Annotated in this window: 29 protein-coding genes and 1 tRNA gene; 19 read left to right on the plus strand and 11 right to left on the minus strand. The window is 62.6% G+C overall.

Going from position 1 to position 26,078, the window contains the following annotated elements:
• Positions 1-79: 79 nt before the first annotated feature.
• The gene (locus Q0L25_RS20865; RefSeq protein WP_296617647.1) at positions 80-754 is read right to left on the minus strand and encodes a trimeric intracellular cation channel family protein; all 675 of its coding nucleotides are present in this window, start codon (positions 752-754) and stop codon (positions 80-82) included.
• A 131-nt stretch (positions 755-885) separates the two neighbouring features.
• On the opposite strand from Q0L25_RS20865, the gene radA reads away from it, so the two are divergent.
• The 5 genes from radA to Q0L25_RS20890 all read left to right on the plus strand — a co-directional run bounded on the left by radA (position 886) and on the right by Q0L25_RS20890 (position 5,587).
• A complete protein-coding gene (gene radA / locus Q0L25_RS20870) occupies positions 886-2,256 on the plus strand; it encodes a DNA repair protein RadA (RefSeq protein ID WP_296617649.1) in 1,371 nt (456 codons plus the stop codon).
• 14 nt (positions 2,257-2,270) lie between these two features.
• Positions 2,271-2,912, plus strand: a complete 642-nt coding sequence (locus Q0L25_RS20875; protein ID WP_296617651.1) for a CvpA family protein — start codon at positions 2,271-2,273, stop codon at positions 2,910-2,912.
• 64 nt (positions 2,913-2,976) lie between these two features.
• Positions 2,977-3,417 (plus strand): iron-sulfur cluster assembly scaffold protein, encoded by a 441-nt coding sequence (locus Q0L25_RS20880; RefSeq protein WP_296617823.1) that lies wholly within the window; start codon positions 2,977-2,979, stop codon positions 3,415-3,417.
• Positions 3,417-5,252 (plus strand): cation:proton antiporter, encoded by a 1,836-nt coding sequence (locus Q0L25_RS20885; RefSeq protein WP_296617653.1) that lies wholly within the window; start codon positions 3,417-3,419, stop codon positions 5,250-5,252. Before Q0L25_RS20880 ends, Q0L25_RS20885 begins: the two co-directional genes overlap by 1 nt.
• Positions 5,249-5,587, plus strand: coding sequence for a DUF423 domain-containing protein (locus tag Q0L25_RS20890; protein ID WP_296617656.1), 339 nt, complete (start codon positions 5,249-5,251; stop codon positions 5,585-5,587). The genes Q0L25_RS20885 and Q0L25_RS20890 overlap by 4 nt, the downstream gene beginning before the upstream one ends.
• Positions 5,588-5,605: 18 nt before the next feature.
• Here Q0L25_RS20890 and Q0L25_RS20895 read toward each other — a convergent pair whose 3' ends face one another.
• From Q0L25_RS20895 to Q0L25_RS20910, 4 genes are read right to left on the minus strand one after another with little or no spacing between them, the layout of a single operon-like run.
• Positions 5,606-6,361 carry an energy transducer TonB gene (locus Q0L25_RS20895; RefSeq protein ID WP_296617657.1) on the minus strand — a complete coding sequence of 252 codons (756 nt, stop codon included), beginning with the start codon at positions 6,359-6,361 and terminating at the stop codon, positions 5,606-5,608.
• A gap of 40 nt (positions 6,362-6,401) precedes the next feature.
• Entirely contained in the window at positions 6,402-6,833 is a 432-nt protein-coding gene (locus Q0L25_RS20900) for a hypothetical protein (RefSeq protein WP_296617659.1), read from the minus strand.
• On the minus strand, positions 6,830-7,927 hold the full coding sequence (aroB, locus tag Q0L25_RS20905; RefSeq protein WP_296617661.1) for a 3-dehydroquinate synthase: 1,098 nt from the start codon (positions 7,925-7,927) through the stop codon (positions 6,830-6,832). Before aroB ends, Q0L25_RS20900 begins: the two co-directional genes overlap by 4 nt.
• Entirely contained in the window at positions 7,924-8,463 is a 540-nt protein-coding gene (locus Q0L25_RS20910; protein ID WP_296617662.1) for a shikimate kinase, read from the minus strand. The genes aroB and Q0L25_RS20910 overlap by 4 nt, the downstream gene beginning before the upstream one ends.
• A 100-nt stretch (positions 8,464-8,563) precedes the next feature.
• Between Q0L25_RS20910 and Q0L25_RS20915 the strand changes: the two genes are divergently transcribed.
• From Q0L25_RS20915 to Q0L25_RS20930, 4 genes are read left to right on the plus strand one after another with little or no spacing between them, the layout of a single operon-like run.
• The gene (locus Q0L25_RS20915) at positions 8,564-8,701 is read left to right on the plus strand and encodes a hypothetical protein (protein WP_296617664.1); all 138 of its coding nucleotides are present in this window, start codon (positions 8,564-8,566) and stop codon (positions 8,699-8,701) included.
• A complete protein-coding gene (locus Q0L25_RS20920) occupies positions 8,682-10,508 on the plus strand; it encodes a hypothetical protein (RefSeq protein ID WP_296617665.1) in 1,827 nt (608 codons plus the stop codon). The genes Q0L25_RS20915 and Q0L25_RS20920 overlap by 20 nt, the downstream gene beginning before the upstream one ends.
• Complete coding sequence (locus Q0L25_RS20925; RefSeq protein WP_296617667.1) at positions 10,508-11,419, plus strand: tyrosine recombinase; 912 nt, start codon at positions 10,508-10,510, stop codon at positions 11,417-11,419. Before Q0L25_RS20920 ends, Q0L25_RS20925 begins: the two co-directional genes overlap by 1 nt.
• A gap of 11 nt (positions 11,420-11,430) precedes the next feature.
• Positions 11,431-12,378 (plus strand): acetyl-CoA carboxylase carboxyltransferase subunit alpha, encoded by a 948-nt coding sequence (locus Q0L25_RS20930; RefSeq protein WP_296617668.1) that lies wholly within the window; start codon positions 11,431-11,433, stop codon positions 12,376-12,378.
• A 203-nt stretch (positions 12,379-12,581) separates the two neighbouring features.
• On the opposite strand, the gene Q0L25_RS20935 is transcribed toward Q0L25_RS20930, so the two are convergent.
• Complete coding sequence (locus Q0L25_RS20935) at positions 12,582-12,749, minus strand: Flp family type IVb pilin (RefSeq protein ID WP_066590201.1); 168 nt, start codon at positions 12,747-12,749, stop codon at positions 12,582-12,584.
• A gap of 136 nt (positions 12,750-12,885) precedes the next feature.
• Positions 12,886-13,059, minus strand: coding sequence for a Flp family type IVb pilin (locus tag Q0L25_RS20940; protein WP_296617670.1), 174 nt, complete (start codon positions 13,057-13,059; stop codon positions 12,886-12,888).
• A 93-nt stretch (positions 13,060-13,152) separates the two neighbouring features.
• On the opposite strand from Q0L25_RS20940, the gene Q0L25_RS20945 reads away from it, so the two are divergent.
• The gene (locus tag Q0L25_RS20945; protein ID WP_296617672.1) at positions 13,153-13,557 is read left to right on the plus strand and encodes a (deoxy)nucleoside triphosphate pyrophosphohydrolase; all 405 of its coding nucleotides are present in this window, start codon (positions 13,153-13,155) and stop codon (positions 13,555-13,557) included.
• Here the strand turns inward: Q0L25_RS20945 and Q0L25_RS20950 are convergent.
• On the minus strand, positions 13,528-14,364 hold the full coding sequence (locus Q0L25_RS20950) for a class I SAM-dependent methyltransferase (RefSeq protein ID WP_296617674.1): 837 nt from the start codon (positions 14,362-14,364) through the stop codon (positions 13,528-13,530). The genes Q0L25_RS20945 and Q0L25_RS20950 overlap by 30 nt on opposite strands.
• A 44-nt stretch (positions 14,365-14,408) precedes the next feature.
• Here Q0L25_RS20950 and Q0L25_RS20955 point away from each other — a divergent pair, with 44 nt between their 5' ends.
• From Q0L25_RS20955 to Q0L25_RS20975, 5 genes are all read left to right on the plus strand, one after another.
• Positions 14,409-15,125 carry a ComF family protein gene (locus Q0L25_RS20955; RefSeq protein WP_296617675.1) on the plus strand — a complete coding sequence of 239 codons (717 nt, stop codon included), beginning with the start codon at positions 14,409-14,411 and terminating at the stop codon, positions 15,123-15,125.
• 34 nt (positions 15,126-15,159) lie between these two features.
• Positions 15,160-15,417 (plus strand): glutaredoxin 3, encoded by a 258-nt coding sequence (grxC, locus tag Q0L25_RS20960; RefSeq protein ID WP_296617677.1) that lies wholly within the window; start codon positions 15,160-15,162, stop codon positions 15,415-15,417.
• Positions 15,414-16,247, plus strand: coding sequence for a carbon-nitrogen hydrolase family protein (locus tag Q0L25_RS20965; protein WP_296617678.1), 834 nt, complete (start codon positions 15,414-15,416; stop codon positions 16,245-16,247). Before grxC ends, Q0L25_RS20965 begins: the two co-directional genes overlap by 4 nt.
• The gene (locus Q0L25_RS20970; protein ID WP_296617679.1) at positions 16,244-16,672 is read left to right on the plus strand and encodes a DUF1178 family protein; all 429 of its coding nucleotides are present in this window, start codon (positions 16,244-16,246) and stop codon (positions 16,670-16,672) included. Before Q0L25_RS20965 ends, Q0L25_RS20970 begins: the two co-directional genes overlap by 4 nt.
• A 34-nt stretch (positions 16,673-16,706) precedes the next feature.
• Positions 16,707-16,783: transfer RNA gene (locus Q0L25_RS20975), tRNA-Arg, on the plus strand.
• 11 nt (positions 16,784-16,794) lie between these two features.
• Here the strand turns inward: Q0L25_RS20975 and Q0L25_RS20980 are convergent.
• Complete coding sequence (locus Q0L25_RS20980; RefSeq protein ID WP_296617681.1) at positions 16,795-17,487, minus strand: YafY family protein; 693 nt, start codon at positions 17,485-17,487, stop codon at positions 16,795-16,797.
• A gap of 105 nt (positions 17,488-17,592) precedes the next feature.
• On the opposite strand from Q0L25_RS20980, the gene Q0L25_RS20985 reads away from it, so the two are divergent.
• Positions 17,593-18,225, plus strand: coding sequence for a glutathione S-transferase family protein (locus Q0L25_RS20985; RefSeq protein WP_296617682.1), 633 nt, complete (start codon positions 17,593-17,595; stop codon positions 18,223-18,225).
• Positions 18,226-18,294: 69 nt separating this feature from the next.
• Here Q0L25_RS20985 and Q0L25_RS20990 read toward each other — a convergent pair whose 3' ends face one another.
• Positions 18,295-18,555, minus strand: a complete 261-nt coding sequence (locus Q0L25_RS20990; protein ID WP_066590217.1) for an SWIB/MDM2 domain-containing protein — start codon at positions 18,553-18,555, stop codon at positions 18,295-18,297.
• A 385-nt stretch (positions 18,556-18,940) separates the two neighbouring features.
• Here Q0L25_RS20990 and Q0L25_RS20995 point away from each other — a divergent pair, with 385 nt between their 5' ends.
• Genes Q0L25_RS20995 through fghA form a run of 3 tightly spaced genes read left to right on the plus strand, consistent with a single transcriptional unit; the run spans position 18,941 to position 21,305 of the window.
• Entirely contained in the window at positions 18,941-20,050 is a 1,110-nt protein-coding gene (locus tag Q0L25_RS20995; RefSeq protein ID WP_296617685.1) for an S-(hydroxymethyl)glutathione dehydrogenase/class III alcohol dehydrogenase, read from the plus strand.
• 30 nt (positions 20,051-20,080) lie between these two features.
• Positions 20,081-20,461 (plus strand): VOC family protein, encoded by a 381-nt coding sequence (locus Q0L25_RS21000; RefSeq protein WP_296617686.1) that lies wholly within the window; start codon positions 20,081-20,083, stop codon positions 20,459-20,461.
• A 10-nt stretch (positions 20,462-20,471) separates the two neighbouring features.
• Entirely contained in the window at positions 20,472-21,305 is an 834-nt protein-coding gene (gene fghA / locus Q0L25_RS21005; protein ID WP_296617688.1) for an S-formylglutathione hydrolase, read from the plus strand.
• Positions 21,306-21,861: 556 nt separating this feature from the next.
• On the opposite strand, the gene Q0L25_RS21010 is transcribed toward fghA, so the two are convergent.
• Entirely contained in the window at positions 21,862-25,176 is a 3,315-nt protein-coding gene (locus tag Q0L25_RS21010; protein WP_296617690.1) for an RHS repeat-associated core domain-containing protein, read from the minus strand.
• Between the last annotated feature and the right edge of the window lie 902 nt (positions 25,177-26,078).

Genomic DNA, 26,078 nt, shown 5'->3' on the forward strand with positions numbered 1-26,078 from the left:
GGTGGCTTCGAGGCCTGGATTGCTCCGATCCGGGCACGCGTCCTTCGCGGCGAGCCGGCAAGCCGATCGCTGCGTTCGGTCATCGGCCGGTCGGCAGGTGCAAATTATATCGGTAGGCCAAGATCCTCAGGCCAAAACAGGCAGCGCCTGCGCCGATTGCGGCTAGTCTCGGCGGTAGGCCAAGCTTGCGGGCAACGATAATCATGCACGCTGCCGCTGTCGCGGCGCTGGCGTAAATATCTGTGCGCAGCACGCGGGGGACCTCGTTGATAACGACATCGCGCAGTGTGCCTCCGCCAGCGCCGCTGACGGTACCGATGAACAAGGCGACGAAAGGATGTATGCCGTGATCAAGGGCTTTCTCTGTGCCCGCGATGGCGGCAAGGGAGAGACCGGCGGCATCGAGTATGATCATCATTTCGGCAGGGATGGCGAGGATGGACGCGTTCAGCCCCCATACGGCCGCGGCCGCGATCAGGACCGTAGCACCATAATGCCAGTCCTTCACGGCGGCAGGTGGAAGGGACCCGATAAGAACGTCGCGTATCAGGCCGCCACCCAATGCGGTAAGAAATGCCAAGACCAGAACGCCCACCGGGTCGAGCCCGACTTGCAGTCCAACGAGACCGCCCTCTACCGCGAACACGAATGTTCCGCTCAAATCCGCCACACGCGTGATCGCAACCGATTTTAGTCCAGGCATTAACACCTCTTTTTGCGCGAGCCGAAAACGCGTGAGGTCGATTACCGCCACATTATGGTTGTGCCGCCATTCGGACAGGCAAAAAAGGAGGTCGCGACCCTTGCTCCTTAAAATCGCGCGAAAGCGGCAATTTATCCGATATCGATGTTCCCTAATCGTTCCGTTTCGGATAAACATCCGCCATGGCCAAACCCCAGAAGCGCTACGTCTGTCAGGCTTGCGGATCGGTCGCGAACCGGTGGCAGGGACAGTGTGTCGACTGCAGCGAATGGAACACCCTGGTCGAGGAGGTCGGTGGCAACGTCACGCCGTTCCAGGCCAAGCATAATCTGCAATCGGGTGGGCGCGCGATCGCGCTGATCGGGCTCGATGCCGAAGTGAAACTGCCGGATCGCCTGGCGACGGGGATCGCGGAGCTCGACCGCGCGCTGGGCGGCGGGTTCGTCGAAGGGTCGGCGACCTTGATCGGCGGCGATCCGGGGATCGGCAAATCGACGTTGCTGCTGCAGGCGGCGGCGTGCCTGGCGCGGCGTGGCGAGCGTGTCGTCTATGTCTCGGGAGAAGAGGCGGCGGACCAGGTGCGGTTGCGAGCGCGGCGGCTGGGGCTGGGCGATGCCCCGGTCGAACTCGGTGCGGCGACCTCGACTCGCGATATCCTGACGACTTTGGGTCAGGGCCAGCGGCCGGCATTGCTGGTGATCGATTCAATCCAGACCATGCATTCGGACCTGATCGAGGGCGCGCCGGGTACGGTCAGCCAGGTGCGCGCGTCGGCGCAGGAATTGATTCGCTTCGCCAAGGAACGCGGCAGCGCATTGGTGCTGGTCGGGCATGTCACCAAGGACGGCTCGATCGCCGGGCCGCGCGTGCTCGAGCATATGGTCGATACCGTGCTCAGCTTCGAAGGCGAGCGCAGTCACCAATATCGCATCCTGCGCGCGATCAAGAACCGTTTCGGCGCCACGGACGAGATCGGCGTCTTCTCGATGGAGACATCGGGACTGAACGAGGTCTCCAATCCCTCGGCATTGTTCCTGACTCATCGCGAGGAGGGGATGACGGGCGCGACGGTATTCCCGGCGCTTGAGGGCACGCGGCCGGTATTGGTCGAGATCCAGGCGCTGGTCGTCCGGCTCGCTTCGGGTGCGACGCCGCGGCGCGCGGTCGTGGGCTGGGATTCGGGCCGGTTGGCGATGATCCTGGCGGTGCTTGAAGCCAGATGCGGGCTCAGCTTCTCGACCTGCGAAGTCTATCTCAACATCGCCGGCGGCTATCGAGTGCAGGATCCGGCGGCGGACCTTGCCGTCGCGGCGGCGCTGATTTCGGCACTGAGCGAGCGGCCGGTGCCCGCCGATGCGGTCGCGTTCGGGGAGATCGCGCTGTCGGGCGAAGTCCGTCCCGTCGCGCATGCGCCGCTCCGGATGAAGGAAGCCGCCAAGCTGGGCTTCGACCGCGCGCTGGGACCGGCCGCGACCAAGAGCGAGAATGAAATCAAGATCAGTGGTTTCCGAACGCTGGGTCAGCTCGTTGACCATATGCTGGGTCGGGGCTAGCTGTCGGGCCGGGTATGGGGCTGACTGGATTAGATATCGCCGTCCTTCTGGGCGTCGGCGCGGCCGCGGCGCTCGGCTGGTGGCGCGGTTTCGTGACCGAAGTGCTGTCGCTGCTTGCCTGGGTGCTGGTGGTGCTCGCGCTGAAGGCGTTGCACACGCCCGTGACCGCGGCGCTGACCGGGATCGTCGGGACGAGTTCGGGTGCCGCCATTCTCGCCTTCGCGTTGATCGCGGGCATCGCCTATTTCGGTGGACGCATGCTGGCGCGAGCCATGGGGAGGCGTACCAAGCAATCGATCCTGGGGCCGCTCGATCGCGCGATGGGGTTCGGATTCGGCGCGCTCAAGGGCTTGATCCTCGCCAGTCTCGCTTTCCTGTTGCTGGTGTTGGTCTACGACACAATCGATGGTGGGCCGAAGCTGCGTCCGTCCTGGTTGACCAAGTCGCGAACCTATCCCTTGCTCAATGCGACCAGCGCATTCGTCGCCGATTTCGTCGCCAAGCGCCGCAAGGGGCAGCCGATCTTCAGCAGCGATAATGCCAGCGACTTTACTACCAACGCCGACGATGCTGCGGATGCCGGGAATCCGGCCGATGCACCGGCCCCAAAGAAGACCAGCAAGGCCGGACCGCATCGTTCACGACCCGCGCATTAGGATCGCATCCTAATTCGTCGAAGGGGTCGCGCTTTTCGTTACGCTCGCTTACATGGCGGTCAGGATGAACGCGCCGCTCTACAACACTGAAATCCTGCGGCTCGCAGCGTCGATTCCGCATCATCAGCGCCTTACCGAGCCGATGGGGTCGAGCGAGAAGCGCTCGCCGATTTGCGGCAGCCGAGTGACGGTCGACGTCAATCTGGTCGATGGCCGTGTCATCGAAGTCGGGATGCTGGTGCGTGCCTGCGCGCTGGGCCAGGCATCGTCCTCGCTGCTCGCCGCGAACATCCTCGGCAAGACCCCGGCCGAACTCGCAACGGCGCGCGACGAGCTTACGGCCTGGCTGGCGGGAGAAGGTCAGGCGCCGAGTTGGCCCGATCTCGACATCTTCATCCCTGCGCTGACCGTCACCGCGCGCCATCCGTCGATCCGCCTGGCGTTTGAAGCCGCGGCGGAGGCGGCGGCGATTGCCGCGACGTCAACGACCGGAAACGACGCCTGATGCACGGCGCTTCGATGCTCCGCGACGGCGTCGTCATGCTCGGCGTCGGGATGGTGTTCGTCCTGTTGTTTCGCCGTCTCGGCCTGGGCGCGACCCTGGGCTTCCTGGTCGCGGGTGCGCTGATCGGGCCACAGGCGCTCAACCTGATCGGCGATGCACAAGGAAAGATCAGTGTAGCCGAGCTCGGAATCACACTCCTGCTGTTCATCGTCGGCCTCGAGCTCAATTTGTCGCGCCTGTGGAAGATGAAACAGGACATCTTCGCGATCGGTCTGATCCAGGTACTGACGTGCGGCGCAGCGGTGGCCTTGATCGTTCACGGCGTCGTCGGCTTCTCATGGCAAGCCGCGTTGGTCCTGGGCCTGCCGCTGGCCCTGTCCTCGACCGCGCAGGTGCTGCCGATGCTGCAGTCGGCCGGGCGGCTGCGCACGCCGTTCGGCGAACGCGCGTTCGCGGTGCTGCTGTTCCAGGACCTGTCGATCGTGCCTTTGATCACGCTGGTCACGATCCTGTCGCGCAATCCCGCGGATCAGCAGGGTCCGCCGGGCTATCTACTGTTCATCTATACCGTCCTGGCGATTACCGGACTGGTGCTGGCGGGCCGGTACCTGCTGCGGCCGATGTTCCGCGTGATCGGCAATCTCGGCGAGCGCGAAATGTTCGTGTTCGCCGCCCTGTTCACTGTCACCGCATCGGCAGCGGTGATGGAATATCTGCATTTGTCGACCGCTTTGGGCGCGTTCGTCGCGGGCGTGATGCTGGCCGATTCGCCGTACCGCCACGAGCTGGAAGCAGACGTGGAGCCGTTCCGCTCGATCCTGCTCGGATTGTTCTTCCTCGCGGTCGGCATGTTGCTCGACCTGCATATCATCGCCGAGCGCCCGTTCTTCGTGATCGGCATGGCGCTGGCGCTGATCGCGACCAAGGGAGCGATCATCTTCGCGATCGGCATGGCGTTCCGAATGAACTGGCGCGGTGCGCTGGCGCTCGGATTGTTGCTGAGCCAGGGCGGCGAGTTCGGCTTCGTGCTGTTCGCCCAGGCACAGCGCGCGTTCCTGATCGAGCCCGCTGCGGTCAGCATCTTCAGCGCGGTGGTCACCCTGTCGATGGCGACGACGCCGTTCCTGATGATGGTGACCGCGCGATTCCGGGAAGCGCCCCAGGTTACCGGCGACCGCGAAGGGCCGCGCGCCGACGGCGCCAATGCGCTGATCGTCGGCTATGGCCGATTTGGCCAGACCGTGGCGCAGATGCTGATCGCCGCCGGCATACCGGTCACGCTGATCGATACCGATATCGAGATGATCGACGTCGCCGCCGAATTCGGCGCCAAGGTCTATTATGGCGACGGCACGCGGCTCGATCTCTTGCGCCAGGCCGGCGCGCATGAGGCGGAACTGATCCTGTTCTGTATCGATGGCGACCAGTTGGACGCCGACCTGATCGAGGGTGTGCACGAGGCATTTCCCAAGGCCGCCATATTCGCGCGCACCTACGACCGGCGGGCGCTGATCAAACTCAAGGGCTCGCCGATCGCCGGCGTGGTTCGCGAAGTGATGGAATCGGCGATCAAGATGGGGCGGATGGCGATGAATGCGATCGACATCGATCCGGCCGAAGCCGACCTCGCCGAGGACATGTACCGTGCGCGCGACAAGGAGCGGCTGAAGCTCCAATATGAAACCGGCGATCTGCGCGCCGCGCGCGACCGCATCATCACCAGCGACGAGCGCGAGGAGATTTTCGCCGCGACCCGGCGCGAACTCGCGGCCGACGCCGACGCCGCGTCCGAGCCGGTCGGCGCGGAGGAACTGGGGCGAGGGCAGGAACCATGAACTGGATTGCGATCCTGGCCACTTTGTCGGGCGCGCTGGCGGTCGGGGCGGGCGCCTTCGGTGCGCACGGCGCGACCGGGCAGGCGGCCGAGTGGCTGAAGACCGGCGGCCAATATCAGCTGGTTCACGCAGTTGCCGCGTTGGTGGCGTTGAAGATGGCAGCGAAAGGACCTGCCGCGCTGTTCGTGATCGGCGGATTGATCTTCGCCGGCACACTCTACCTGATGGCGGTCGGCGCCCCGCGCTGGTTTGGCGCGATCACGCCGATCGGAGGCCTCGCGCTGATCGGCGGCTGGTTATGGCTGGCGTGGAGCGTGGCGAAAAGCAGCGCGTGATAGGGGCGATCGCTGATCCTACAGCGACCAATGGACTGCGAGAACCGAAAAACGATCTGCCCCATCCTTGCGAACATAACGGGCATGTGCCCGCGCCACGTCACAGGTTCCCTTGTCCAGATCTGCGTCGCCCGTAGTGGCCACGATGCGGCATCCTTTTACCTCGCCGTTGGGGTCGACAGTAAGGACGATAGTGGCGTTTCCTTGCACATGCCGTCGGGCTGCTGCCGGGGGATAGTCATCATCAGTAAACCACTGGCCAGGGTTGCCTAACGGTGCCGCCCTCGCAGCCGGATCGACGCCCCAGCTTCGCATAAGGTCATCGTTGCACTTCTCCGCAGCGTCGATCACCGGTTGAAGCTTTCCCGTCTCCAGTGTTACCTCTTCCTTTCCGGCAGTGATCGCCAAGCTTGTCGCCTGCCCGATCTGAGCCATCGTGCCTGCGTCCAACGACATTTCGTAACTTCGAGCCCCATCAAGTTGGGAGTCGCGGCTGACATATCCGAGCGTCTTTTCGGTGCTAGCAGGTTGCAGCGAGATTTTAGCTGTTCCGTTCCTGACACCACTTCCTTCGATATTCGGTGCCACGAGGATCAGCTTTGCGCCTATGACATCCAGCGATACGTACGGCTGGAGCGCTATATAGGTGGCGGGTTCGGCACCGAATGGGCGCGATGCGACGCACTTGTCGGCACGATAATCGACTGTCCATTTCCCTGATGGCGCCAACCCGGCGTCGGTGCCGGCAAGTGCGAGCAAGCTCGTCAAAAGCATCGAACCCTCCTTAAGTCATGACCGCGGCGATATCCGGAAATCAGCCTCCTGTATCGAGCTTTGGTGAGGGAGCAGGGGGGGCATAAACCGGGCGAAGCCGCCCCTGGCGGTCGCGGTACAGATAGCGATCCTCGTCCTCCTCGATCGCGTGCGGCGACACGCGATCAGGCGCCGTCGCGAACTCGCCGGCGATCGCTTCGGCCTCGCGATCGGAACGCCGGCTGCGGCGAATCCAGATAATCCCGATCCACAGTAGCACGGGGCCGGTGACGATGATCGGCGCGATCTGGATCGCCGTCGCCAGCACGTTCCAACCGTTGCAATCGCCTGCGCATCGACCGGCCAACCAGTCGAATAATGCCTGGAGGTCGGTCGGCCCCGCCACCTGAATGGTCATCAGGATCATCGCCGGCAGATAAACCATGCATCCCAGCGCCAGCAGCGCCACACGAAATAGATGCTTTCTGGTCACCGCTGCTCGTCGAGGAACGCCTCGACATCGGCGAGATCGACCGAATGGTCGAGATAGGTCCGGCCGATGCCGCGCGCGAGCAGGAAAGGCAGGGTGCCCGCGTCCATCTTCTTGTCGTGGCGCATATGGTCGACCAATGTCGCGCCGCTAGCCGTTATTCCGGCGGCCTTGACCCCGTCAGGGAGGCGGACCGCGCGCAGATGCGCCGCGACGCGCTCGGCATCCTGACCCGGACACAGGCCGCGCCGCGCCGAATAGGCGAAGGCCAGAGCCATACCCGCCGCGACGCCTTCGCCATGGAGCAAACGATCGGAAAATCCTGTTTCCGCTTCCAGTGCATGTCCGAACGTATGGCCGAGATTGAGCAAGGCGCGCTTGCCGGTCGTCTCGCGTTCGTCCTCGGCAACGATCCGCGCCTTGGCGGCGACCGAATGCGCGATGGCATATTCGCGCGCCTCGGGATCGCCGGCGAGCAGCTTGTCGCCATTCGCCTCGCACCATTCGAAGAAGGCAAAATCGTCGATCAGGCCGTATTTGACGACTTCGGCGTAACCGGCGCGCGTCTCGCGGGCGGGCAAGGTGTCGAGCACGTCGGGATCGATCAGCACTAAACCGGGCTGGTGGAACGCGCCGATCAGATTCTTGCCGGCGCGCGTATTGATCGCGGTCTTGCCGCCGACCGAACTGTCGACCTGGGCAAGCAGGGTCGTCGGGATCTGAACGAAGCCGCACCCGCGCTTGACGATCGAACAGGCGAACCCGACCAGGTCGCCGATCACGCCACCGCCCAAGGCGATGACATGGTCACCACGCTCGACGCCGTGCGCGAGCAGCCGGTCGGTCAGGGCTTCGAGTTGGGCCCAGCTCTTGGTGCTTTCGCCGGGGGGCAGCACGATCGCCTCGCTCGCGACGCCGGCGGCGGCGAGCGTGGCCTGCAGCGTCGCCAGATGCGGCGCGACATTCGCGTCGCTGACGATCGCCATCGACCTGCCGCGCGACAGGGGCAGCAAATGCGCTGCCGCGCGGCCGAGCAGACCACGCTCGATCACGATATCGTAGCTGCGCGAACCGAGCGAAACGGGGACGATGGTCACAGGCCGAGGGCTTTCAGGATGGCGTTGACGGCCGATTCGTGCGGCGCCTGGTCGCTGGCGATGCGAATCGGAGCCTGGGCATAGATCGGATTGCGGACGGCGGCGAGTTCGTCGAGCACCTCGCGCGGGTTACGGTTGCGCAGCAAGGGACGCGTATCGCGGCGGCCGACGCGCTCGGCCAGGATCCTGGTCGGCGCATCGAGCCAGATCGCGATCGATTGGTCGAGGATCAGCGCGCGCGTTTCGTCGTTGATGAATGCGCCGCCGCCGGTCGCGATCACCTTGGGTTTGCCGTCGACCAGCCGGGCGATGACGCGCCGTTCGCCGTCGCGGAAATACGCTTCACCGAATTTCTCGAAAATCTCGCTGACCGTCATGCCGGCGGCTTCCTCGATTTCGGTATCGGCATCGACGAAGGGCAAATGCAGTCGCGCCGCGAGGCGGCGGCCGACGGTCGACTTGCCGACGCCCATCAATCCGACGAGCACGATCGGCTTGCCGGTCCAAGAAAGAAAGGGAGGAGCGCTTTGCAACATGGGTTTGGGGGCTATACAGCGCACCGCACGCTCGGGCACAAGCGGCGAGCCGGGCGGCGTGCCAGTTTGAGCGCCGAAAGAGTGTAAAGGTTATTGTCGCATGTCGCGAATGTTGGTGGTGCTGATCGTCGTGTTGGTGGTTCTGGTAGGGGGAATGTTCTTCCTGTCGAACCGGGCGCACGAGACGCAGCAGACACGGGTGGAAAAGGCTGTCTCGCTTGCGAATCTCCAAGGCTAGCGTTGGCGCGTCGGCGCTGGCGATAGCGCTGGTCGCCGCAGGCGGCGCCGCGCTTGCGCAGAAGAAACCCGAATCGATCCTGCCGCCAGGGTTCGACCAGCCGGTCGCGCCTGCTCCCGCGCCGCGTCCATCGCCGCGTCCCCAGACTCCTGCGCCGGCATCAACTCCGGCGCCCACGGCCGCGCCAACGACACCTCCCGCCGTTAGCGCAGCGCCGACCGCGAACCCGACGGCTCCGGCGTTGCCGCTGCCCGCGCCAGCCGCGACCGATCCGCTGACCGGCCTGCCAATCGCGGCACCGACGCCTGCGGCGACACCCGGCCAGGTGCATTACACCTTGCCCGAATCGTCACGCCGCAATCTGGCGATGATCGGCATTTTGCCGACGGCCGAGCGGATGTTGAATCCCGCGGCCTTCGGCAATGCCGATGGGCGCTATATCGAACGGCTGATGCGCGATACGCGCGCACCGATCGCCTCGCGCTGGGTATCGATCGCGCTGCGCCGCTTGTTGTTGCAGCCGATCAGTACGCCACGCAACGTCAACGGTGCGGATTTCGCCGCCGAGCGCGCCTGGCTGCTGCTGCGCATGGGCGAATCGGTCGGTGCGCGCGCGATGGTGCAGTCGGTCGATCCGCAGGATTATACGCCGAAACTTTATCAGGTCGCGATGCAGGCAGCGCTGGCAACCGGCGATGTCGGCGCGATGTGTCCGTTGGCCAACGACGCCATCAAGGTATCGAGCGAGCCGGCCTGGGTGCTGGCGCGCGCAATGTGCGCCGCTCTATCCTCGGCTCCGAGCCAGGCGACGCCATTGATGAACCAAGCCAAGCGCGTCGCCGCCGGTGTCGACTTGGCGCTCGCGCAGAAGATTGCCGGCCGCGGGTCGAACAAGGGCGACGTGGTGATCGAATGGGACGGCGTCACCAATATCAATTCGTGGCGCTATGGCCTGGCAATGGCCGCGGGCGAAAAAATTCCCGATGCGCTGTTCGAGGGCACCGGCCCGCAGATGCGCTATTGGCAGGTGCTGGCGCCGCAGGAAACACCGGTCGAGCGGTCGCAATTCGCCGATCAGGCGGCGGCTCAGGGCATTCTCTCCAACCTCGCCTTGGTCGATCTCTACGGCCTGATCGATGCGGGCGACGATCAGGGCAATCCGGCCAACGGCGTCGCCAGCGATTTGCGTAACGCCTACACGGGCGAATCGCGCGATGCGCGCCTGGGTGCGCTGCGGGGACTCTGGGGCCAGAATAGCAACGGCCTTGCCGGCTATGGCCGGTTGGTGCTGACGGCGCGGGCGGCCAAGCGCATTCCGGTCGCGACCAAGACCGACGGCAGCGACCAGCTGATCGCCTCGATGCTCAGCGCCGGCCTCGATCGCTCGGCAGCGCGATGGCGCAATGCCGTGGCGCGGGGCAGCCTGGGGTGGGCGCTGATCCTGGTATCCGATCCCGACAGCAACGCGCGCTATGGTTCGGGCGAAGTCGGCGCTTTTTCGGCCGATGCGACCAAACAGCGGATGTTCGCGGCCGCGCTTGCCGGGCTCGCCAGGCTCGATCCGGCAGTGGCGCAAAGCTATGGAGCGGACGTGCAAGGCGGCAATAGCTGGACTCGTGCGATCGATCGCGCCGCGGCGCAGCGCCATCCGGGTGAAGTGCTGGTGCTGAGCGCGGTCGGTTTGCAGACGCAGGACTGGCGCGGCGTATCGCCGGCGGCAGTATTCCACATCGTCAACGCATTGCGGGTCGTGGGACTGGGCAGCACCGCGCGGATGGTCGCGGCCGAGGCCGTGACGCGGGCCTGATGGCCGCGACCGACCTTCAGGATCATGCGCTGATCGAGCGGTTCCTCGAAATGCTGGTCGCGGAGGCCGGCGTCGCCAAGAACACGGTCGCGGCCTATGCCAGCGACTTGCGGCTGGCCTCAGAAGCGCTGAACGGGCGATTGGCCTCCGCGGACGTGAAGGACGTCGAACGACTTGGCAACGGCTGGCGCGACCTTTCGCACGCGACCGTCGCGCGCAAGGCGGCCGCGTTGCGTCGATTCTTTGCCTTCCTGGCCGATGAAGGCCATCGCGCCGACGATCCCGGCGGCGCCTTGCCGCGGCCGGGCGCACGGCGACCCCTGCCCAAGGTGCTGAGCCATCAGGATATCGACCGCCTGTTCGCCGCGATCGCCGAGCGGCAAGCGCGCGTTCCGCCCGATCCCAACGACCTGCGTCTCTCGGCGCTGATCGAATTGCTCTACGGATCGGGGCTGCGCGCGACCGAACTCGTATCGCTGCCGCGCAACGCCATCCAGCCCGACCGGCCTTATATCATCCTGAAGGGCAAAGGCGGCCGAGAGCGGCTGGCGCCGATTTCCGACCGCGCGCGCGCTGCCGTCGCGGCGTGGCGCGCACATCTCGAGAGCGACAGGCCATGGCTGTTTCCCTCGGGTAAAGGGCATCTGTCGCGCGTCCGCCTCTATCAGTTGATCAAGGCGTTGGCGGCCGATGCCGGCATTCCTCCCGACCGCATCAGCCCGCACGTGCTGCGCCACGCCTTCGCCACCCACTTGCTGGAAGGGGGCGCGGACCTGCGCGCGCTCCAGGCGATGCTGGGGCATGCCGATATCGCGACGACCGAAATCTACACGCATGTCGACAGCAAACGGCTGATCGAGTTGGTCAACACCCGTCACCCGCTCGTTGACGTTGCCCCGAGGCGGGCCTAACCCGCCCGGCCATGGCTACCTTCCTTGAATTCGAGAAGCCGATCGCTGAGTTGCAGGGTCGGATCGACGAACTTCGCGACACCGCTTCGGACGGCGCGATCGACATCGATTCCGAGGTCAAGCGGCTGCAGGCCAAGTCGGACGCGTTGCTGAAGGCGACTTATGCCAAGCTGACGCCGTGGCAGAAGACGCAGGTCGCGCGCCATCCGGATCGGCCGCATTTCGGGGATTATGTCGCCGGGCTGTTCGAGGATTTCATGCCGCTGGCCGGCGACCGCGCCTTTGCCGACGACCAGGCGATCCTGGGCGGTTTCGCGACGTTCCGCGGCCAGAAGGTGATGGTGATCGGCCACGAAAAGGGCAACGATACCGCCAGCCGGCTCAAGCATAATTTCGGCATGGGCAAGCCCGAAGGCTATCGCAAGGCGATCCGTTTGATGGAACTCGCCGACCGGTTCGGGCTGCCGGTGCTGACTTTGGTCGACACGTCGGGCGCCTTCCCCGGCGTCCAGGCCGAGGAGCGCGGCCAGGCCGAAGCCATTGCCCGCTCGACGGAGGCGTGCCTGAAGCTTGGCGTGCCGATGGTCGCCGCGGTGGTCGGCGAGGGCGGGTCGGGCGGCGCGATCGCGCTCGCGGCGGGCAATCGCGTGCTGATGTTCGAACACGCCGTCTATTCGGTGATCTCACCCGAAGGCTGCGCCTCAATTCTGTGGCGCACGGCCGACAAGGCGCCCGACGCCGCCGAGGCGATGAAGGTCACCGCGCAGGACCTGAAAGGGCTGGGCGTGATCGACACGATCGTGTCCGAGCCGCTAGGCGGCGCGCATCGCGACCCCGACACGGCGATAGCGGCACTGGGCGACGCGATGGCTGACGCGCTGAGCGGGCTGCACAATCTCGGTCCCGACGACTTGCGCCGCGACCGTCGCGACAAGTTCCTGGCGATGGGCCGGCTTTAAAATCCCTCTCCCATTGGGAGAGGGAGGGAGCCGCGCGTTGCGCGGCGGAAGGGTGAGGGTAGGCGCTTGTCGCTCCACTCGACCCTCACCTTCCCACTCGCTGCGCGAGCGGGCCCCTTCCTCTTCCAATAGGAGAGGAAACAAAGAAAGGGCGGCGGAACCGAAGTTCCGCCGCCCCGCTTTTCGGCTGTAAGCGTTGGAGCTTACGAAGCCTTCATGTTCGACGACACGTTGGTGAACGTGGTCTTCAGCTGGTTGCCCAGGCCCTGCATCGCGGCAATCGCGGCGACGGCGATGAGCGCGGCGATCAGGCCGTACTCGATGGCGGTGGCACCCTTCTTGTTGGTGAAAATCTTGCGAACGGTCTTCATATCCGGTCTCCAGTGGTTCGAACTACTTCAGTCACCCGGCTGAACCAGGATATGCCCCCGTCCAGCAGTCCGAATCAGTAGGGCAGGGCGGTTGAGAAAAGCTTAAAGCCGGAACGGATTGTTCCGGATGTCCCCATCAATGCGGATTCTGGACCTTGTCCGACACGTTGTTCCACATGCCGGTTGTCGTGCTGGCCAGCCCTTGCAAGGCGGCGAGCATCGTCAGAACGACCAGCGACAGGATCAGCCCGTACTCGACGGCGGTCGCGCCTCTTCGACTCCTGGCCAGTTGGCGTAGGACATGGATCATCGCTTTTTTGCCGCGTACGGCTCCCCAATCTAGACGGGAATGGTAGGTACGTTTCGTTAACGAATGACCAACAGCGCAAAGGGACGGCGCCAAATGGACTTGTTGCCCGTCGTTGCCGTGGCGCTGACCGACGCCCAAGGCCGCGTGCTGATCGCGCAACGTCCGTTCGACAAGGAGCATGGCGGCCTGTGGGAATTCCCCGGCGGCAAGATCGAACCCGGCGAGTCTCCTGAGGCGGCGCTGGTGCGCGAACTGCACGAGGAACTTGGTGTGACTGTCGTGCCCGAGCAACTCGAGCCATTGACGTTTAGCAGCGTCGATAGAGGAACACGGCATCTGCTCCTGTTACTTTACCGATGCGGCTCATGGCAGGGCGAGCCCCGCGCGCTCGACGCCGCCGCGATCCGCTGGGTCGAGCCCGACACGCTGGCGAATTACGACATGCCGGCTGCCGACCGCCCGTTCGTATCAATCCTTGCGGCCGAGCGCCGCGGCTAGCGAGACGGTGGCACTGCCGCGCCGAGCCGGCTTGGGCTGGTCGGGCGAAGGTGCCCAACCGGTCAGGAAGATCAGGTCGAATCGCTCCGTCGTGCGGCCATCGGGCTCGGCGCGTTCGGCAAAAGCAGCGGCGGCGGCAGCCAGCGCGGTCCGGGCGAGCGGTGTGCGTCCGCCCAGCACATTGGTCGCCGCCATGCCGCGCAGGTCGCCGATCAGGCGGAACAGGTCGGAATAGCGAACGCTGAGCGTTTCGCTGTCGGCAACCGGTAAGGCAAAGCCGGCGCGAACCAGCAGATCGCCCGCCGACCGCACGTCGATCATCGGATGGAAGCGGGCGGCAGGGCGATCGGCTTCGGCATGAAGAAAGCAGGCGCGCATCACCGGCAGGGATGTGCCGCCGACGAACGCGCCCAGAAACAGGCCGTCTGGCCTGAGCGCGCGCCTGATCTGCGCCAGCGCGCCGGGCACGTCATTGACGCTGTCGAGCACGCCCGCGGACACGACCAGGTCGAAGCTTTCCGGTTCGACCGGCAATCGATCCTCGTCCGCCTGGATGCCACCCGCTTGCGCGGCGAACAGACGGCCCGCATCGATCCGCGTAACCGCGGTGTTCGGCGGCGGCACGAATGCGCCGTCGAAGCATCCAAGATCCAACGTGTCGGCGAAGGTCCGCTTCACCCCCTCCAGCCGCTCGGCGATTCCGTCGAGCATCGCCGCGCGGAGGAAATCGTGATCGGCATAGATCGGCGCGGCACGGTCGCGGCGCAGTCGCCGTGCGGTGCGATCGAAGATTTCGGGAGAGTCCATCGGTCGCGCTTGTGCCGTCGCGGCGACCGCGCGACAAGAGCGCGATGGGGGTCAAGCAAGTCTTCGCGGATACCGTGTCGCTGGCGCTGCCGCCGCGCTGTCCGGGATGCGGCGCGGTGGTGCGGGGCGACCACAATTTCTGCGCGGCGTGCTGGGATTCGCTCGATCTGCTGGGTGCGCCGTGGTGCGCGACCTGCTGCACGCCGTTCGAGGTCGATCGCGGACCCGACGCGCAATGCGGCGCGTGCCTCGCCAATCCGCCGGCTCATGCCGGCGCGCGTGCCGCCGTCGCTTACGGCCCGGTGGCGAAGACTGTCGCGCTGCGGCTCAAATATGGCGGCCGGCTCGCCTTCGCGACGACGGCGGCGCGCCTGTTGGCGCGGCACATGCCGTCGGACGCAACCCTGCTGGTACCGGTTCCGCTACATCGCTGGCGGTTGTGGAGCAGGGGATATAACCAGGCCGCGCTGATCGCCGATGCCTTATCCGCGGCGAGCGGCATCGCGCATGATCCTATGCTGTTACGCCGGACGAAGCGAACGCCTGCGCTGCGCGGGATGAATCCGCGCCAGCGCCGCGATGCAGTTCGGGCTGCGTTCGCGGTCGAACGCCGGATAGAGGAGGGGCATGTCGTGCTGGTCGACGACGTCTATACCAGCGGCGCCACGGCGGATGCCTGCACGCGCGCGCTGCTGAAGGCGGGCGCCGGCAAGGTCACCATCCTGTGCTGGGCCCGCGTCGTCGGCGAGACCTCCGATTGACAAGCCGCGCGACGCTCTCCACCTCTCTCGGACTATGGCGAAGGTAGAAATCTACACCAAGGCGTGGTGCCCCTATTGCGTGCGAGCGATGAAGTTGCTCGCGTCCAAGGGCGTCGAGCCGATCGAATATGATGTCACGATGGGTGGCCCCAAAAAGGCCGAGATGGTCGATCGCTCGGGCGGTCGCATGACGATGCCCCAGATATTCATCGACGGAAAGCATATCGGCGGATCGGACGATCTCGCCGCGCTCGATGCGCGGGGAGGGCTCGACCCGCTGCTTGCAGCATGACCATCTCCGGCAAGATCGCCGTCCTGCAGATGACGAGCGGGATCCACCCCGCCGCCAATCGAGCGACTATGGTCGATGCCGTGGCGGACGCCGCGGCAGGTGGCGCGATGATGCTGTTCACGCCTGAAGTGTCCGGGCTGGTCGACCGCAACCGGGAGCGCGCTGCGCCGAACCTGTTCGGCGAAGCGGACGACCCTGTGCTGGCGGCGGTTCGTGCGGCGGCCTCGCAGCACGGTATCTGGGTGCATATCGGGTCGCTGCTGATCCGACGCGACGATAGCAAATTGGCCAATCGCGGCTTCGTGATCGATGCGGGCGGCGAGATTCGGGCACGATACGACAAGCTGCACATGTTCGACGTCGACCTGCCGACCGGTGAGAGCTGGCGCGAATCCGCTTCTTACACTCCGGGCGAAGGTGCCGTGGTGGTGGCGACCCCCGTCGGGCGCCTGGGTATGTCGATCTGCTACGACATGCGCTTCCCGGACCTTTACCGCGCGCTGACCAATGCCGGGGCGACGATCCTCGCCATGCCGGCGGCGTTCACTCGGCCGACCGGTGCGGCGCACTGGCACGTGCTGTTGCGCGCGCGAGCGATCGAGGGCGCCTGCTTCGTGGTCGCAGCAGCACAGACTGGCGTGCACGAGGATGGCCGCGCGACCTATGGCCATTCGCTGGTGATCGACCCTTGGGGCGAGGTACTATTAGATATGGGAGAGGCGCCAGGACTCGGTTTTGCCGAGATCGATCCGGTCCTGCAGCAAGATGTGCGCACGCGAGTGCCCGCGCTCAAGCACCGCCGAGCCATTCCCGAGGTGGTGTTGGCATGATCGTATTCGACCTCAAATGCGGTAGCGGCCATGTGTTCGAGGCCTGGTTCGGCTCGTCGTCGGACTATGACGACCAGCGCACGCGCGGTCTGGTCAGCTGTCCGATGTGCGGCAACAGCGCGGTGGAAAAAGCGGTGATGGCGCCCAACGTCGCCGCCAAGGGCAATCGCCAGGCGGAAGTCACGCCCGCTGCCGTGAAAGCGGCGATGGCGACTCTGGCCAAGGCGCAGCAACAGGCGCTGGCCAATTCCGAATGGGTCGGCACCGCCTTCGCATCGCGGGCGAGGGCGATGCATTCGGGCGAAGAGGATCATGCGCCGATCCATGGTCAAGCCTCGATCGAGGAAGCCAAGGCATTGGTCGAGGACGGTGTTCCGGTCGCGCCCTTGCCCTTTCCGGTCGTCCCCCCCGAAGCCTGCAATTGACCCTTTCCCTCGCGCTCGGTACCAGACCCGGCGTGGTTCCGTAGCTCAGCCGGATAGAGCGCCACTTTCCTAAAGTGGGCGTCGGGGGTTCGAGTCCCTCCGGGACCACCACCTCACCATCGCTAGGAATGATGCGCCTGCGCCAACCCGCGCTTCCAGCGCGATCGCAATTCGCCCGGACGTGCGGGATAGCGTTCGTCGAGAAACTGAGCCGCGACGACGCGGTCGGTGCGGAAGTGGCGGAAATCCTCGCGCAGTTCGCACCAGGCGGCAATCACGCGCGCCTGATCGAAGAAGCCGATGATTACCGGCCAGATCACGCGATCGCTGATCTGGCCGCGTTCGTCGCGATAGTCGATGCGGATCTTGCGGCCTTCCCGAATCCAGGTGCGGGCAATCCCCAGGTCGATCGCGTCGGGCGGCGCCTTTGATCGGGGCGGCGTGCCGATGGAGGGATCGGCGAGGAAGGGGCGCAGCCGTTCGGGCACGACGGACGTGATCTTGGCGATGAGGTCGCGCGCGGCCGCGGCCAGTGCCGGATCGCCGCGCCCGGCCACCCATTGGGCGCCGAGCACGGCCGCCTCGATCTCGTCCGATGTCAGCATGAGCGGCGGCATGTCGAACGCATCGTCGAGAATATAACCGAAACCCGCTTCGCCGCGGATCGGCACGCGCTGGCCGATCAGATCGGCGACGTCACGATAGACCGTGCGCGGAGAGACTTCGAGTTCTTCGGCGATATCCTGCGCCGTGATCGGGCGCGACGATCGCCGCAGAATCTGGATGATCTGGAACAGCCGATCGGCACGACGCATGGGTTTCGACCTCCTGCTGACAGAATGCTGTCAGCAGGGTCCGCCTACAAGCCTTTTCATCGGGAGCGGCGATGGGCCGCCGCTACGAGCGAAGGAGCCGCTATCATGATCACACTCTACCATGCCCCGCAATCGCGGTCGTCACGCATCATCTGGCTACTCGAGGAAGTGGGCGCGCCGTATGAGATCCGCCCGGTGTCGATCTTCCGGCCAATGACGGGGGAGGGCGTCCCCGATCCCGCCAATCCGCATCCGGACAAGCGCGTGCCCGCGATCGAACATGACGGCGCTTTGGTCGCCGAATCGGTCGCGATCCTGCAATATCTCACCGACGCATTTCCCCAAGCCGGCCTCGGGCCGCGCGTCGGGGCGCCGGAACGTGGCGCCTATCTCACCTGGCTCGCCTGGTACGCCGCCGAGATGGAGCCGGCGATGTTCGCGGCAATGATGGGCGAACTGGTCGGCGCGCCGAACAAGCAGCGTAATTACGATGCGGTCGTCGCTCGGCTGGAACGGGCGCTGGCGGACGGCCCTTACGTGATGGGCTATGCTTTTTCGGGTGCAGACTTGTTGATCGGCAGCGCGCTGGCATTCGCGCGCCACGCTTTCCCTGAGAGCGCGGCTATCGATGCCTATATCGAACGGTGCCGTGCCCGGCCGGCGGCGGAGCGAGCAGGAAAGCTGGACGATGCGTCGGGCATTCAAATCGTGACGACGGCGGAGCCTGTCCCGGCCTGATTTGCTCCTGACAATAAAAAGGGCGTCGCGCGGTCTCCCGCGCGGCGCCCTTTCGGTTTGAGGTCCGGCTTACGCCTTGACGTGCTTGGAGATGTGCTTGTTCATCTCGAACATCGTGACCTTGTCGGTGCCGAAGACCTTCTTCAGCTTGTCGTCGGCCAGAATCTCGCGCTTGTTGGCGGGGTTCTGCAGATTGTTCTTCTTGATGTGGTCCCACACCTTGCTGATCACCTGGCTGCGCGGCAGCGGCGCCGTCCCGACAATCGCGCCCAGTTCGGGCGACGGGGTGACGGGCGCATGAATTCCGCCGGTCTTGGGTGCAGTAGCCATTGCATTCCTTCCTGTTCATTGGGCCGGTGTTCCGGCCCCAGACTCGTTACGCCTCATGGAGCGCGCGCCTCTTGTGCGCTGCCTTTTTGCGCTTGTCACGCCTTAGGATAGGGCTCGGAGCGACTTTTGACATGCGGATGACGTGACCCGCCGCTTGCGGCGCGCTGCTTTGCGTCGACTGAGCGCGAAGATGGCAGGCGCCCATATCGAATCCGCCGACGCTCGACGGGCGGCGTGCGGCGCCATGCATTCGCGGCGGCGACGCGGCCAATTTCGACCGCGCGCGCAGGCACGACGGACGGTGATCGAATTGACGGTATGCTGGAGGTTGCCCCCGCCGCGCCAGTGATTAGAAGCGGGCGCGACAATCAGGGAGCCGATACCGATGAAGACCCGCGCCGCCGTCGCATTCGAAGCGAAGAAACCGCTGGAGATCGTCGAGGTCGACCTGGAAGGTCCCAAGGCGGGCGAAGTCCTGGTCGAGATCATGGCCACCGGCATTTGCCATACCGACGCGTACACGCTAGATGGCTTTGATTCTGAAGGGATTTTTCCGTCGATCCTGGGGCATGAAGGCGCCGGGATCGTGCGCGAGGTCGGTCCGGGCGTGACCAGCGTCAAGCCCGGCGACCACGTCATCCCGCTCTACACCCCCGAATGCCGGCAATGCAAAAGCTGCCTGTCGGGCAAGACCAATCTCTGCACCGCGATCCGCGCGACCCAGGGCAAGGGCTTGATGCCCGACGGCACGACGCGCTTTTCGTATAAAGGGACGCCTATCTTTCATTATATGGGCTGTTCTACTTTTTCGAACTTCACGGTCCTACCGGAGATCGCGGTAGCGAAGATTCGCGAGGACGCACCGTTCCAGACAAGCTGCTATATCGGCTGTGGCGTGACCACCGGCGTAGGGGCCGTGGTGAAGACCGCGAAGGTCCAGGCCGGCGACAATGTAATCGTGTTCGGATTGGGTGGAATCGGCCTCAACGTCATCCAGGGCGCAAAAATGGTCGGTGCCGACAAGATTATCGGCGTCGATGTGAACGATTCGAAGGAGGAATGGGGACGCCGATTCGGCATGACCGACTTCGTCAATCCGAAGAAGGTGGAGGGCGATCTGGTCGCGCATCTGGTCGCGCTGACCGATGGTGGGGCCGACTACACGTTCGACGCGACCGGCAATACCGACGTCATGCGCGTCGCGCTCGAGGCGTGCCACCGCGGCTGGGGCACCAGCATCATCATCGGGGTGGCGGAGGCCGGCAAGGAAATCTCGACGCGTCCGTTCCAGCTGGTCACTGGGCGCAACTGGCGCGGCACCGCGTTCGGGGGCGCGAAAGGTCGCACCGACGTGCCCAAGATCGTCGACTGGTACATGCAGGGCAAGATCGCGATCGATCCGATGATCACGCACGTCCTCAAGCTCGACGAGATCAACAAGGCATTCGACCTGATGCATGCGGGCGAGAGCATCCGCAGCGTCGTGGTCTTCTGAAAATCACTTTCATCCGGGGAGGAAAAAGACATGTTTTCGCACATGATGGTCGGCAGCAACGACCTCGATCGATCGAAGAAATTCTACGACGCGTTGTTCGGCGCGGTCGGCGGGAAGCCGGCGATCGTCGACCCCAAGGGTCGGCTGATGTATCTGCACAATGGCGGCATCTTCATGGTCACGGCGCCGATCGACGGCCAGCCGGCGTGTCACGCGAATGGCGGTACGATCGGCTTCGCGATGGAAACGCCTGAACAGGCGGATGCCTGGCATGCCGCCGGCGTCGCCAACGGCGGCACCGCGATCGAGGAGGATCCGGGCGTGCGGGAAGGGAGCAGCATGAAACTGTATCTTGCCTATCTGCGCGATCCCGACGGCAACAAGCTCTGCGGGCTTCACCGGCTGGGCTGATCGCGTGTCGTTGACCGTCAAATCCACCAATCGCGCGTTCGGCGGCGTCCAGGGCGTGTACGAACACGCCTCGGCCGCCACCGGCACGCCGATGACGTTTTCGGTGTTCGTGCCGGACCACGAAGCGGGCACGCGGCTGCCGGTGCTCTGGTATCTGTCCGGACTGACCTGCACGCACGCCAACGTCACCGAAAAGGGCGAGTATCGCCGCGCCTGCGCCGAGCATGGCGTGATCTTCGTCGCGCCCGACACCAGCCCGCGCGGCGACGACGTGCCCGACGACGAAGCCTATGATTTCGGCAAGGGCGCGGGTTTCTATGTCGACGCGACCCAGGCGCCCTGGTCGACCAATTTCCGGATGCGGTCCTATATCGAGGACGAGCTCCCCGGGCTGATCGCGGCCGAATTCGCGATGGCGGACATGGCGCGGCAAGGCATCACCGGCCACTCGATGGGCGGCCACGGCGCGCTGACGATCGCGCTACGCAACGCAGGGCGCTTTCGCAGTGTATCGGCCTTTTCGCCGATCGTGTCGCCGCTGCATTGCCCCTGGGGCGAGAAGGCGCTGTCAGGCTATCTCGGCGAGGATCGCGCGGACTGGCGCGCCTATGACGCCTGCGCGCTGATCGATGACGGCGCGCGCGTGCCTGAGATCCTGGTCGACCAGGGCGACGCCGACGCATTTCTCGCCGACCAGCTCAAGCCGGAATTGCTGGCGGACGCATGCCACCGCGCAGGGATCGACCTGACGCTGCGACTGCAGCCGGGCTATGATCACAGTTACTATTTCATCTCGACCTTCATGGCCGATCACATCGCCTGGCACGCGGCGCGGCTGGGCTAAGCCTGTCCGGCGAAGCAGAGCAATGCTTCCTAAAAGTGCAGTCTAGACACCGAGCCGGTGGCGCGGGCGAGACTAGCACTAAATAATATTTAGTTTTTATAAAAACTGTCTATCGACAAAGCGTAAGTTCTGCATTTGTATAACTTCGCCTAAATGTTATCAAGCGTTAATATAAATCTAGCGCCTATGATAGAAACTTCCCTTAGTAAATCGTTGCTTAAAGATATATACGACAAATCACGATCATTGCGAATAACGATCTCTATGTATAAATCCAGCACGTCTTCATTATACATCATCATTTTAATTGATTCTCTTCCGCCCCATTGTTCAATTAGCTTTCTAATAGCATGATCCAAATCTTCACATTGAACATTGTCTATACAATTAAACACATATGATTTAGAATTACTAGTATTTGGTCTGTTTCGATACGGGCCGGATTTTGATCCATGATGTCTATATACTAATTTATACTTTTCAACGATTCGACCGGAATCTTCTTGAAAATCTCGCATTGTTATCGAGAGTTTTATCGTCATAGTTTGCTCGATTGTTATAGTTCATCTTTTTCTGAGCCCGGTTCCCCGTCCCAGACCCAATATTTCCCTGTTGTCTTATCTCGGAAAATGTCGATTTGTCCACCACCTCTGCCGTCTTTTGCATCATGTGCGTCGTCATAACCATGATCCTGCGCAACGCCGTTAGCGTCGCGATCTTTTACCTTAACTAAATCTTTTTCGTCGGGCTGCTCCAAAAACGATTTAATCCAGTTGACCGCATTTCGCAAAAACTGGGGTGCTCGAATTTTGAGTTTCGGTAACGTTGGCGTCGCGTGAGCTGGAATGGGCGGCATTATACCGGCATGACATTGCATGCATTGTTGAGGTTGCGCCATTGTTTGATTTCTACTGGCGCTGACGATGATATCGCTTTGATTTCCCTCGTTGGTCGCCGACGATCGAGTTCCGGTCACCACAATATCCGGAATGCTCTTAATTTGAACTCCGGATATGGATGCTAAGCTCTGCACAAAAGTAAAGGTTGTTAACCTTGTACTCATCTTTGTGCCTGTTATGACAATTTCAGGACCTGGATCGGGCGCAGGAACGGCTGCGCCAGGGCCTTTATCTAGATAGTTTTCGGTACCCGTCGGATCTGATCTATTGGCTGGATCACCTCCGACATAATTATACCAATTCATTCCATCGACATAGCCGATCGGATCGGTCTGCATGAACCGCCCGAGGGTCGGTGAGTACATCCGCGCCTTGTAGGAATAGAGGCCAACCTCCGAGAGCCAAGCCTGCCCGGTATATTGGAACCGCCCCAGATTGCTCGCGGCCGGGATGCCATATTCGTCATAGGTGTTGATGTTGGTGGCGCTGCCGCTGGCATTGGTGACAGCGACCACGGAGCCGCGCTCGTCGGCTACCAGCCAGCGCTTATCGCTCGTGCCGTTGCCTTCGTACCAGACCAGCGGCTCGTCCGCACTTGCCCCATAAACATAACGGCGTTGTAGGGTAATCGGCGATCCCCACAGGTATTCTGAAACGATATTGCCGCCGTCGCTGGCGAACCGAGGATAGCTCGACGGGAGATTGTATCCCTGCAGCTCGTCCAGCGAGCCATATTCCAAAAGGCTAGCCGCGCCGTTCGTCGTGGTGAGGTGGTTGACCGCATCATAGCCGTAGGTCGAACTGCCCGACGCGTTGAGATTGCCCCGCCCATCATAGCCCAGCGCCACGCTGCCCGAGGCGGTATATTGATTGAGCCCGTTCGCAGTGTAGACGCGGTTGACGTTTACGCTACCCGTCCAGGCGTAAGCGGTGTTTGCACTGGTGCGTGACACGATCTGGCCTGCAGGATTATAGCCGAAGGTGATCGCATTGTCCTGGCCGCTCGCCGTCGGATTACAGTCGAGCGTGCCACCGCCGGCAAGATCGAACCGCAGGCAGGTCAGGCGCGAGGCGCCGTCATAGCTGTAATACGTAGCGGTGCCGTTGCCTCGCGTCAGGCTCGTACGGCGGCCGAAATCGTCATAGCCGTATGTGGCGAGCGTCGTCGACCCGTTCTCGAGGACGGTCGTCATCTCGTTCAACAGGTCGTAATTATAACTGGCATATAGGCCATCGGGCCAGGTTACGCGCGTGCGACGGCCGGCGGCATCATATTGATAGCTCAGCGTCGTGTAAGGCTCGGCGCGCGAAGTCAGCCGGCCCAACGCGTCATAGGTCAACGTTTCGGGTGAACCGCCGTTCGGCCAGCTTGAGCTCGTGAGCTGACCGAAGAGATTATAGCCGTACTGCCTGGCCAGCGAGCCGTTCTCAGTGCGCGAGGTCACCCGGTTGAGATTGTCAATGCCAAAAGCGATCGGGATGCCATCTCTCGCGCGCTTGTTCGTGACGTTGCCATTGGCGTCGTACGTCAGCTGCTCATAGTCCGTCGTGGAACTGGTGCCTGAACCTTTGGTGGTCGATGGATAGTTGGTTTTCCACAGCCGGTCGAATCCATCATAGGTATAGGTGGTCTTGTTGCCATTGGCGTCGGTCGCGGTCGCGACCTTGCCGTTATCGGTGTAGGTTACCGTGGTATCGTCCGATGCGTCCGCCGTTCCGTAGGCCGAGGTGGTCTTGGCGACGCGATTAGCATTGTCATAAGACATCTTGGTGATGCGGTCGATGTCGCCGGGGCCGCTCGTCGCCGTGCAGGCCGAGGGAAGTGAACCATAGGCGCTCGGCTTCATCCGCATCGCCGTGCAATCTAACCGGCCATCGGTATCGTAGTTGTACTGCGCGAGGCTATATGTCGTACCATTGCTGCTAATCCTGTCAGTCTCCCTTCGCGCATTGACGTCATAGGTCGTGGCTTGCTGCTGAAGCGAAACGAACGCCGACCAGTCACTATCCGTAGTGCCGTTCACCGTCCCAGCTTCGATGAGGGTTGGCTGTCCATTATTGTTGTAGGTCGTTCTTATGGCGCGTCGCTTGAGCGCGCCGGCGCCGTCAGGGTCGGGCGAAATCGCCCCAACGCGCTCGCGATCGGCGTCATAGCGATAAGTCACGGTGTCACTGCTACCGGCCAGAGGGCCGTCAATGCTGGCCACGTTACCAACATCATCATAGGTGAACGCTGTGGTTGCGCTCACCGATCCGTCTCCGGCGGCGTCCGTCTGCGAAGTTAATGTCAAATTGTTTGTGATGCCGTTTCCAGCGTATGCAAGGGTCGTACGCGTTTCGTCGGCTGTGCCGATGCAGCTCGACAAAGTCTGGCAACTGGAAATCGACGTCCGCTTGTAGGTGGGGAACCCAGAAGTAACAATTGCGCCCGTGCTATTCTTATACACTGCCTGCAACGCGGTGTAGCCGTACCGCGTTTGAGGGTTCACACCCCCCGAGCTGGCAGCAGGCGAAGTAACGGTAAGCACGCCTCCGTGGGTGGCATCATAACTGAACGTGGTGGTGTTGCTCTTGGCATCGACGACCGTCAGAGGTTGATTGCATGTAAGAGCGTTGGTGCAATTGCTCGGATAGGTCGCTGACAATACGATATTAGCAAGACCGGAGCCGGGTTTGGCCGCTTCGGTTACGCTAAGGAGGTTGCCCCGCCCATCGTATGCGTAGGTTTTGGTATCACCTTCTGGATTATGTACAGACGTCAAGCGCCCGGCGACATCATAACCATAGTCCGTTTGGTGGGATAGTGGATCTATCACGCTGGTGATTCGACCCGAATTAGCCACGAAATCCGCCGCTTTATAAGTGATACTCGCGCCGGTCGGATTCGTCCTGACTATGGTGCGTCCAGAAACGATTAGAAATCCCTGGTCGGCGCCTGTATAGGTATCGGTGGTGCTATAGTTGTATGTCACACCATCGTTCGTAATCGAGGTCACTCTATCTGGATTATTAGAATCTCCGTAGGTAACGGATGTGGAATTACTTACATCGCCTGGCCGAAGAATACCGATAATCCTATTGTAATAGGACGGAGATACAAAATATTGATTTAAGGTGTAAGTCGTCGTTCTGCCCATTGCATCCGAGACATTAACGTACCATGGGTCGCCGTATTGGGCCGGTGGGCTGGAATAGACGTATGACAGTCTAGGAAGATTCGTTGGCGGAGCAGAGCAGTGATCAGCTTGAGGATCGCAGTAATTAGTCGCCAGATTGTATCCGGTAACACTCTTAATTCTGTTATAGTCTGTGTCGCTGCTAAGTGAAAATGAGGGGATATCAGCCACATATTCGAATTTCAATTCGTAGCCGTTACTGCTAACGGCGCTGGATATTCTATGCCCGATATCAAAATAGTAAGGTGGTGTTCCTGGATTGACTTTATAGTATAAAGTTATATGTTCTCCGGAAGGTTTAATAATTGCGCTCGCTATAAATTGATGGCCCGATGATCCGGAATTACATCCACAAGTTATGTCTCTATCGAATACTATCTTTGTACCATCTTTAAGAGTTATGATATATCCTGTTCCAGAAGGAGTGACGGTGTTTCCCGATTCGGAAGAATCAAGGTAGTTCGTTCCATCCCAGTAAAAGTTCACTCTATTCTTGCCGATCACGCCTGATATGGAGCCCAAGTTCCGATATTCCGGACTGGCATATGGAGGTGCAACGGATAGCTCAAAGTTATAATTGTGAACCCATGCCCCGTTAGTCCAAGTTCTTTGAAAAGTTAGGCCCGTGTCGGCGTCACCAACAGTTAGCGATTCCGCCTGTTTCTGGTAGCTTGTCGACAGCAGATCGAAGCCTTGAT

This window comes from Sphingomonas sp., from assembly GCF_024508665.1.
Taxonomy (GTDB): Bacteria; Pseudomonadota; Alphaproteobacteria; order Sphingomonadales; family Sphingomonadaceae; genus Sphingomonas.

Coding starts and splice junctions, on each gene's coding strand:
- radA (WP_296617649.1), top strand. CDS start 886: ATGGCCAAACCCCAGAAGCGCTACGTCTGTCAGGCTTGCGGATCGGTC.
- Q0L25_RS20875 (WP_296617651.1), top strand. CDS start 2,271: ATGGGGCTGACTGGATTAGATATCGCCGTCCTTCTGGGCGTCGGCGCG.
- Q0L25_RS20880 (WP_296617823.1), top strand. CDS start 2,977: ATGAACGCGCCGCTCTACAACACTGAAATCCTGCGGCTCGCAGCGTCG.
- Q0L25_RS20885 (WP_296617653.1), top strand. CDS start 3,417: ATGCACGGCGCTTCGATGCTCCGCGACGGCGTCGTCATGCTCGGCGTC.
- Q0L25_RS20890 (WP_296617656.1), top strand. CDS start 5,249: ATGAACTGGATTGCGATCCTGGCCACTTTGTCGGGCGCGCTGGCGGTC.
- Q0L25_RS20895 (WP_296617657.1), bottom strand. CDS start 6,361: ATGCTTTTGACGAGCTTGCTCGCACTTGCCGGCACCGACGCCGGGTTG.
- Q0L25_RS20910 (WP_296617662.1), bottom strand. CDS start 8,463: ATGTTGCAAAGCGCTCCTCCCTTTCTTTCTTGGACCGGCAAGCCGATC.
- Q0L25_RS20915 (WP_296617664.1), top strand. CDS start 8,564: ATGTCGCGAATGTTGGTGGTGCTGATCGTCGTGTTGGTGGTTCTGGTA.
- Q0L25_RS20925 (WP_296617667.1), top strand. CDS start 10,508: ATGGCCGCGACCGACCTTCAGGATCATGCGCTGATCGAGCGGTTCCTC.
- Q0L25_RS20930 (WP_296617668.1), top strand. CDS start 11,431: ATGGCTACCTTCCTTGAATTCGAGAAGCCGATCGCTGAGTTGCAGGGT.
- Q0L25_RS20935 (WP_066590201.1), bottom strand. CDS start 12,749: ATGAAGACCGTTCGCAAGATTTTCACCAACAAGAAGGGTGCCACCGCC.
- Q0L25_RS20940 (WP_296617670.1), bottom strand. CDS start 13,059: ATGATCCATGTCCTACGCCAACTGGCCAGGAGTCGAAGAGGCGCGACC.
- Q0L25_RS20945 (WP_296617672.1), top strand. CDS start 13,153: ATGGACTTGTTGCCCGTCGTTGCCGTGGCGCTGACCGACGCCCAAGGC.
- Q0L25_RS20950 (WP_296617674.1), bottom strand. CDS start 14,364: ATGGACTCTCCCGAAATCTTCGATCGCACCGCACGGCGACTGCGCCGC.
- Q0L25_RS20955 (WP_296617675.1), top strand. CDS start 14,409: ATGGGGGTCAAGCAAGTCTTCGCGGATACCGTGTCGCTGGCGCTGCCG.
- grxC (WP_296617677.1), top strand. CDS start 15,160: ATGGCGAAGGTAGAAATCTACACCAAGGCGTGGTGCCCCTATTGCGTG.
- Q0L25_RS20965 (WP_296617678.1), top strand. CDS start 15,414: ATGACCATCTCCGGCAAGATCGCCGTCCTGCAGATGACGAGCGGGATC.
- Q0L25_RS20970 (WP_296617679.1), top strand. CDS start 16,244: ATGATCGTATTCGACCTCAAATGCGGTAGCGGCCATGTGTTCGAGGCC.
- Q0L25_RS20980 (WP_296617681.1), bottom strand. CDS start 17,487: ATGCGTCGTGCCGATCGGCTGTTCCAGATCATCCAGATTCTGCGGCGA.
- Q0L25_RS20985 (WP_296617682.1), top strand. CDS start 17,593: ATGATCACACTCTACCATGCCCCGCAATCGCGGTCGTCACGCATCATC.
- Q0L25_RS20990 (WP_066590217.1), bottom strand. CDS start 18,555: ATGGCTACTGCACCCAAGACCGGCGGAATTCATGCGCCCGTCACCCCG.
- Q0L25_RS20995 (WP_296617685.1), top strand. CDS start 18,941: ATGAAGACCCGCGCCGCCGTCGCATTCGAAGCGAAGAAACCGCTGGAG.
- Q0L25_RS21000 (WP_296617686.1), top strand. CDS start 20,081: ATGTTTTCGCACATGATGGTCGGCAGCAACGACCTCGATCGATCGAAG.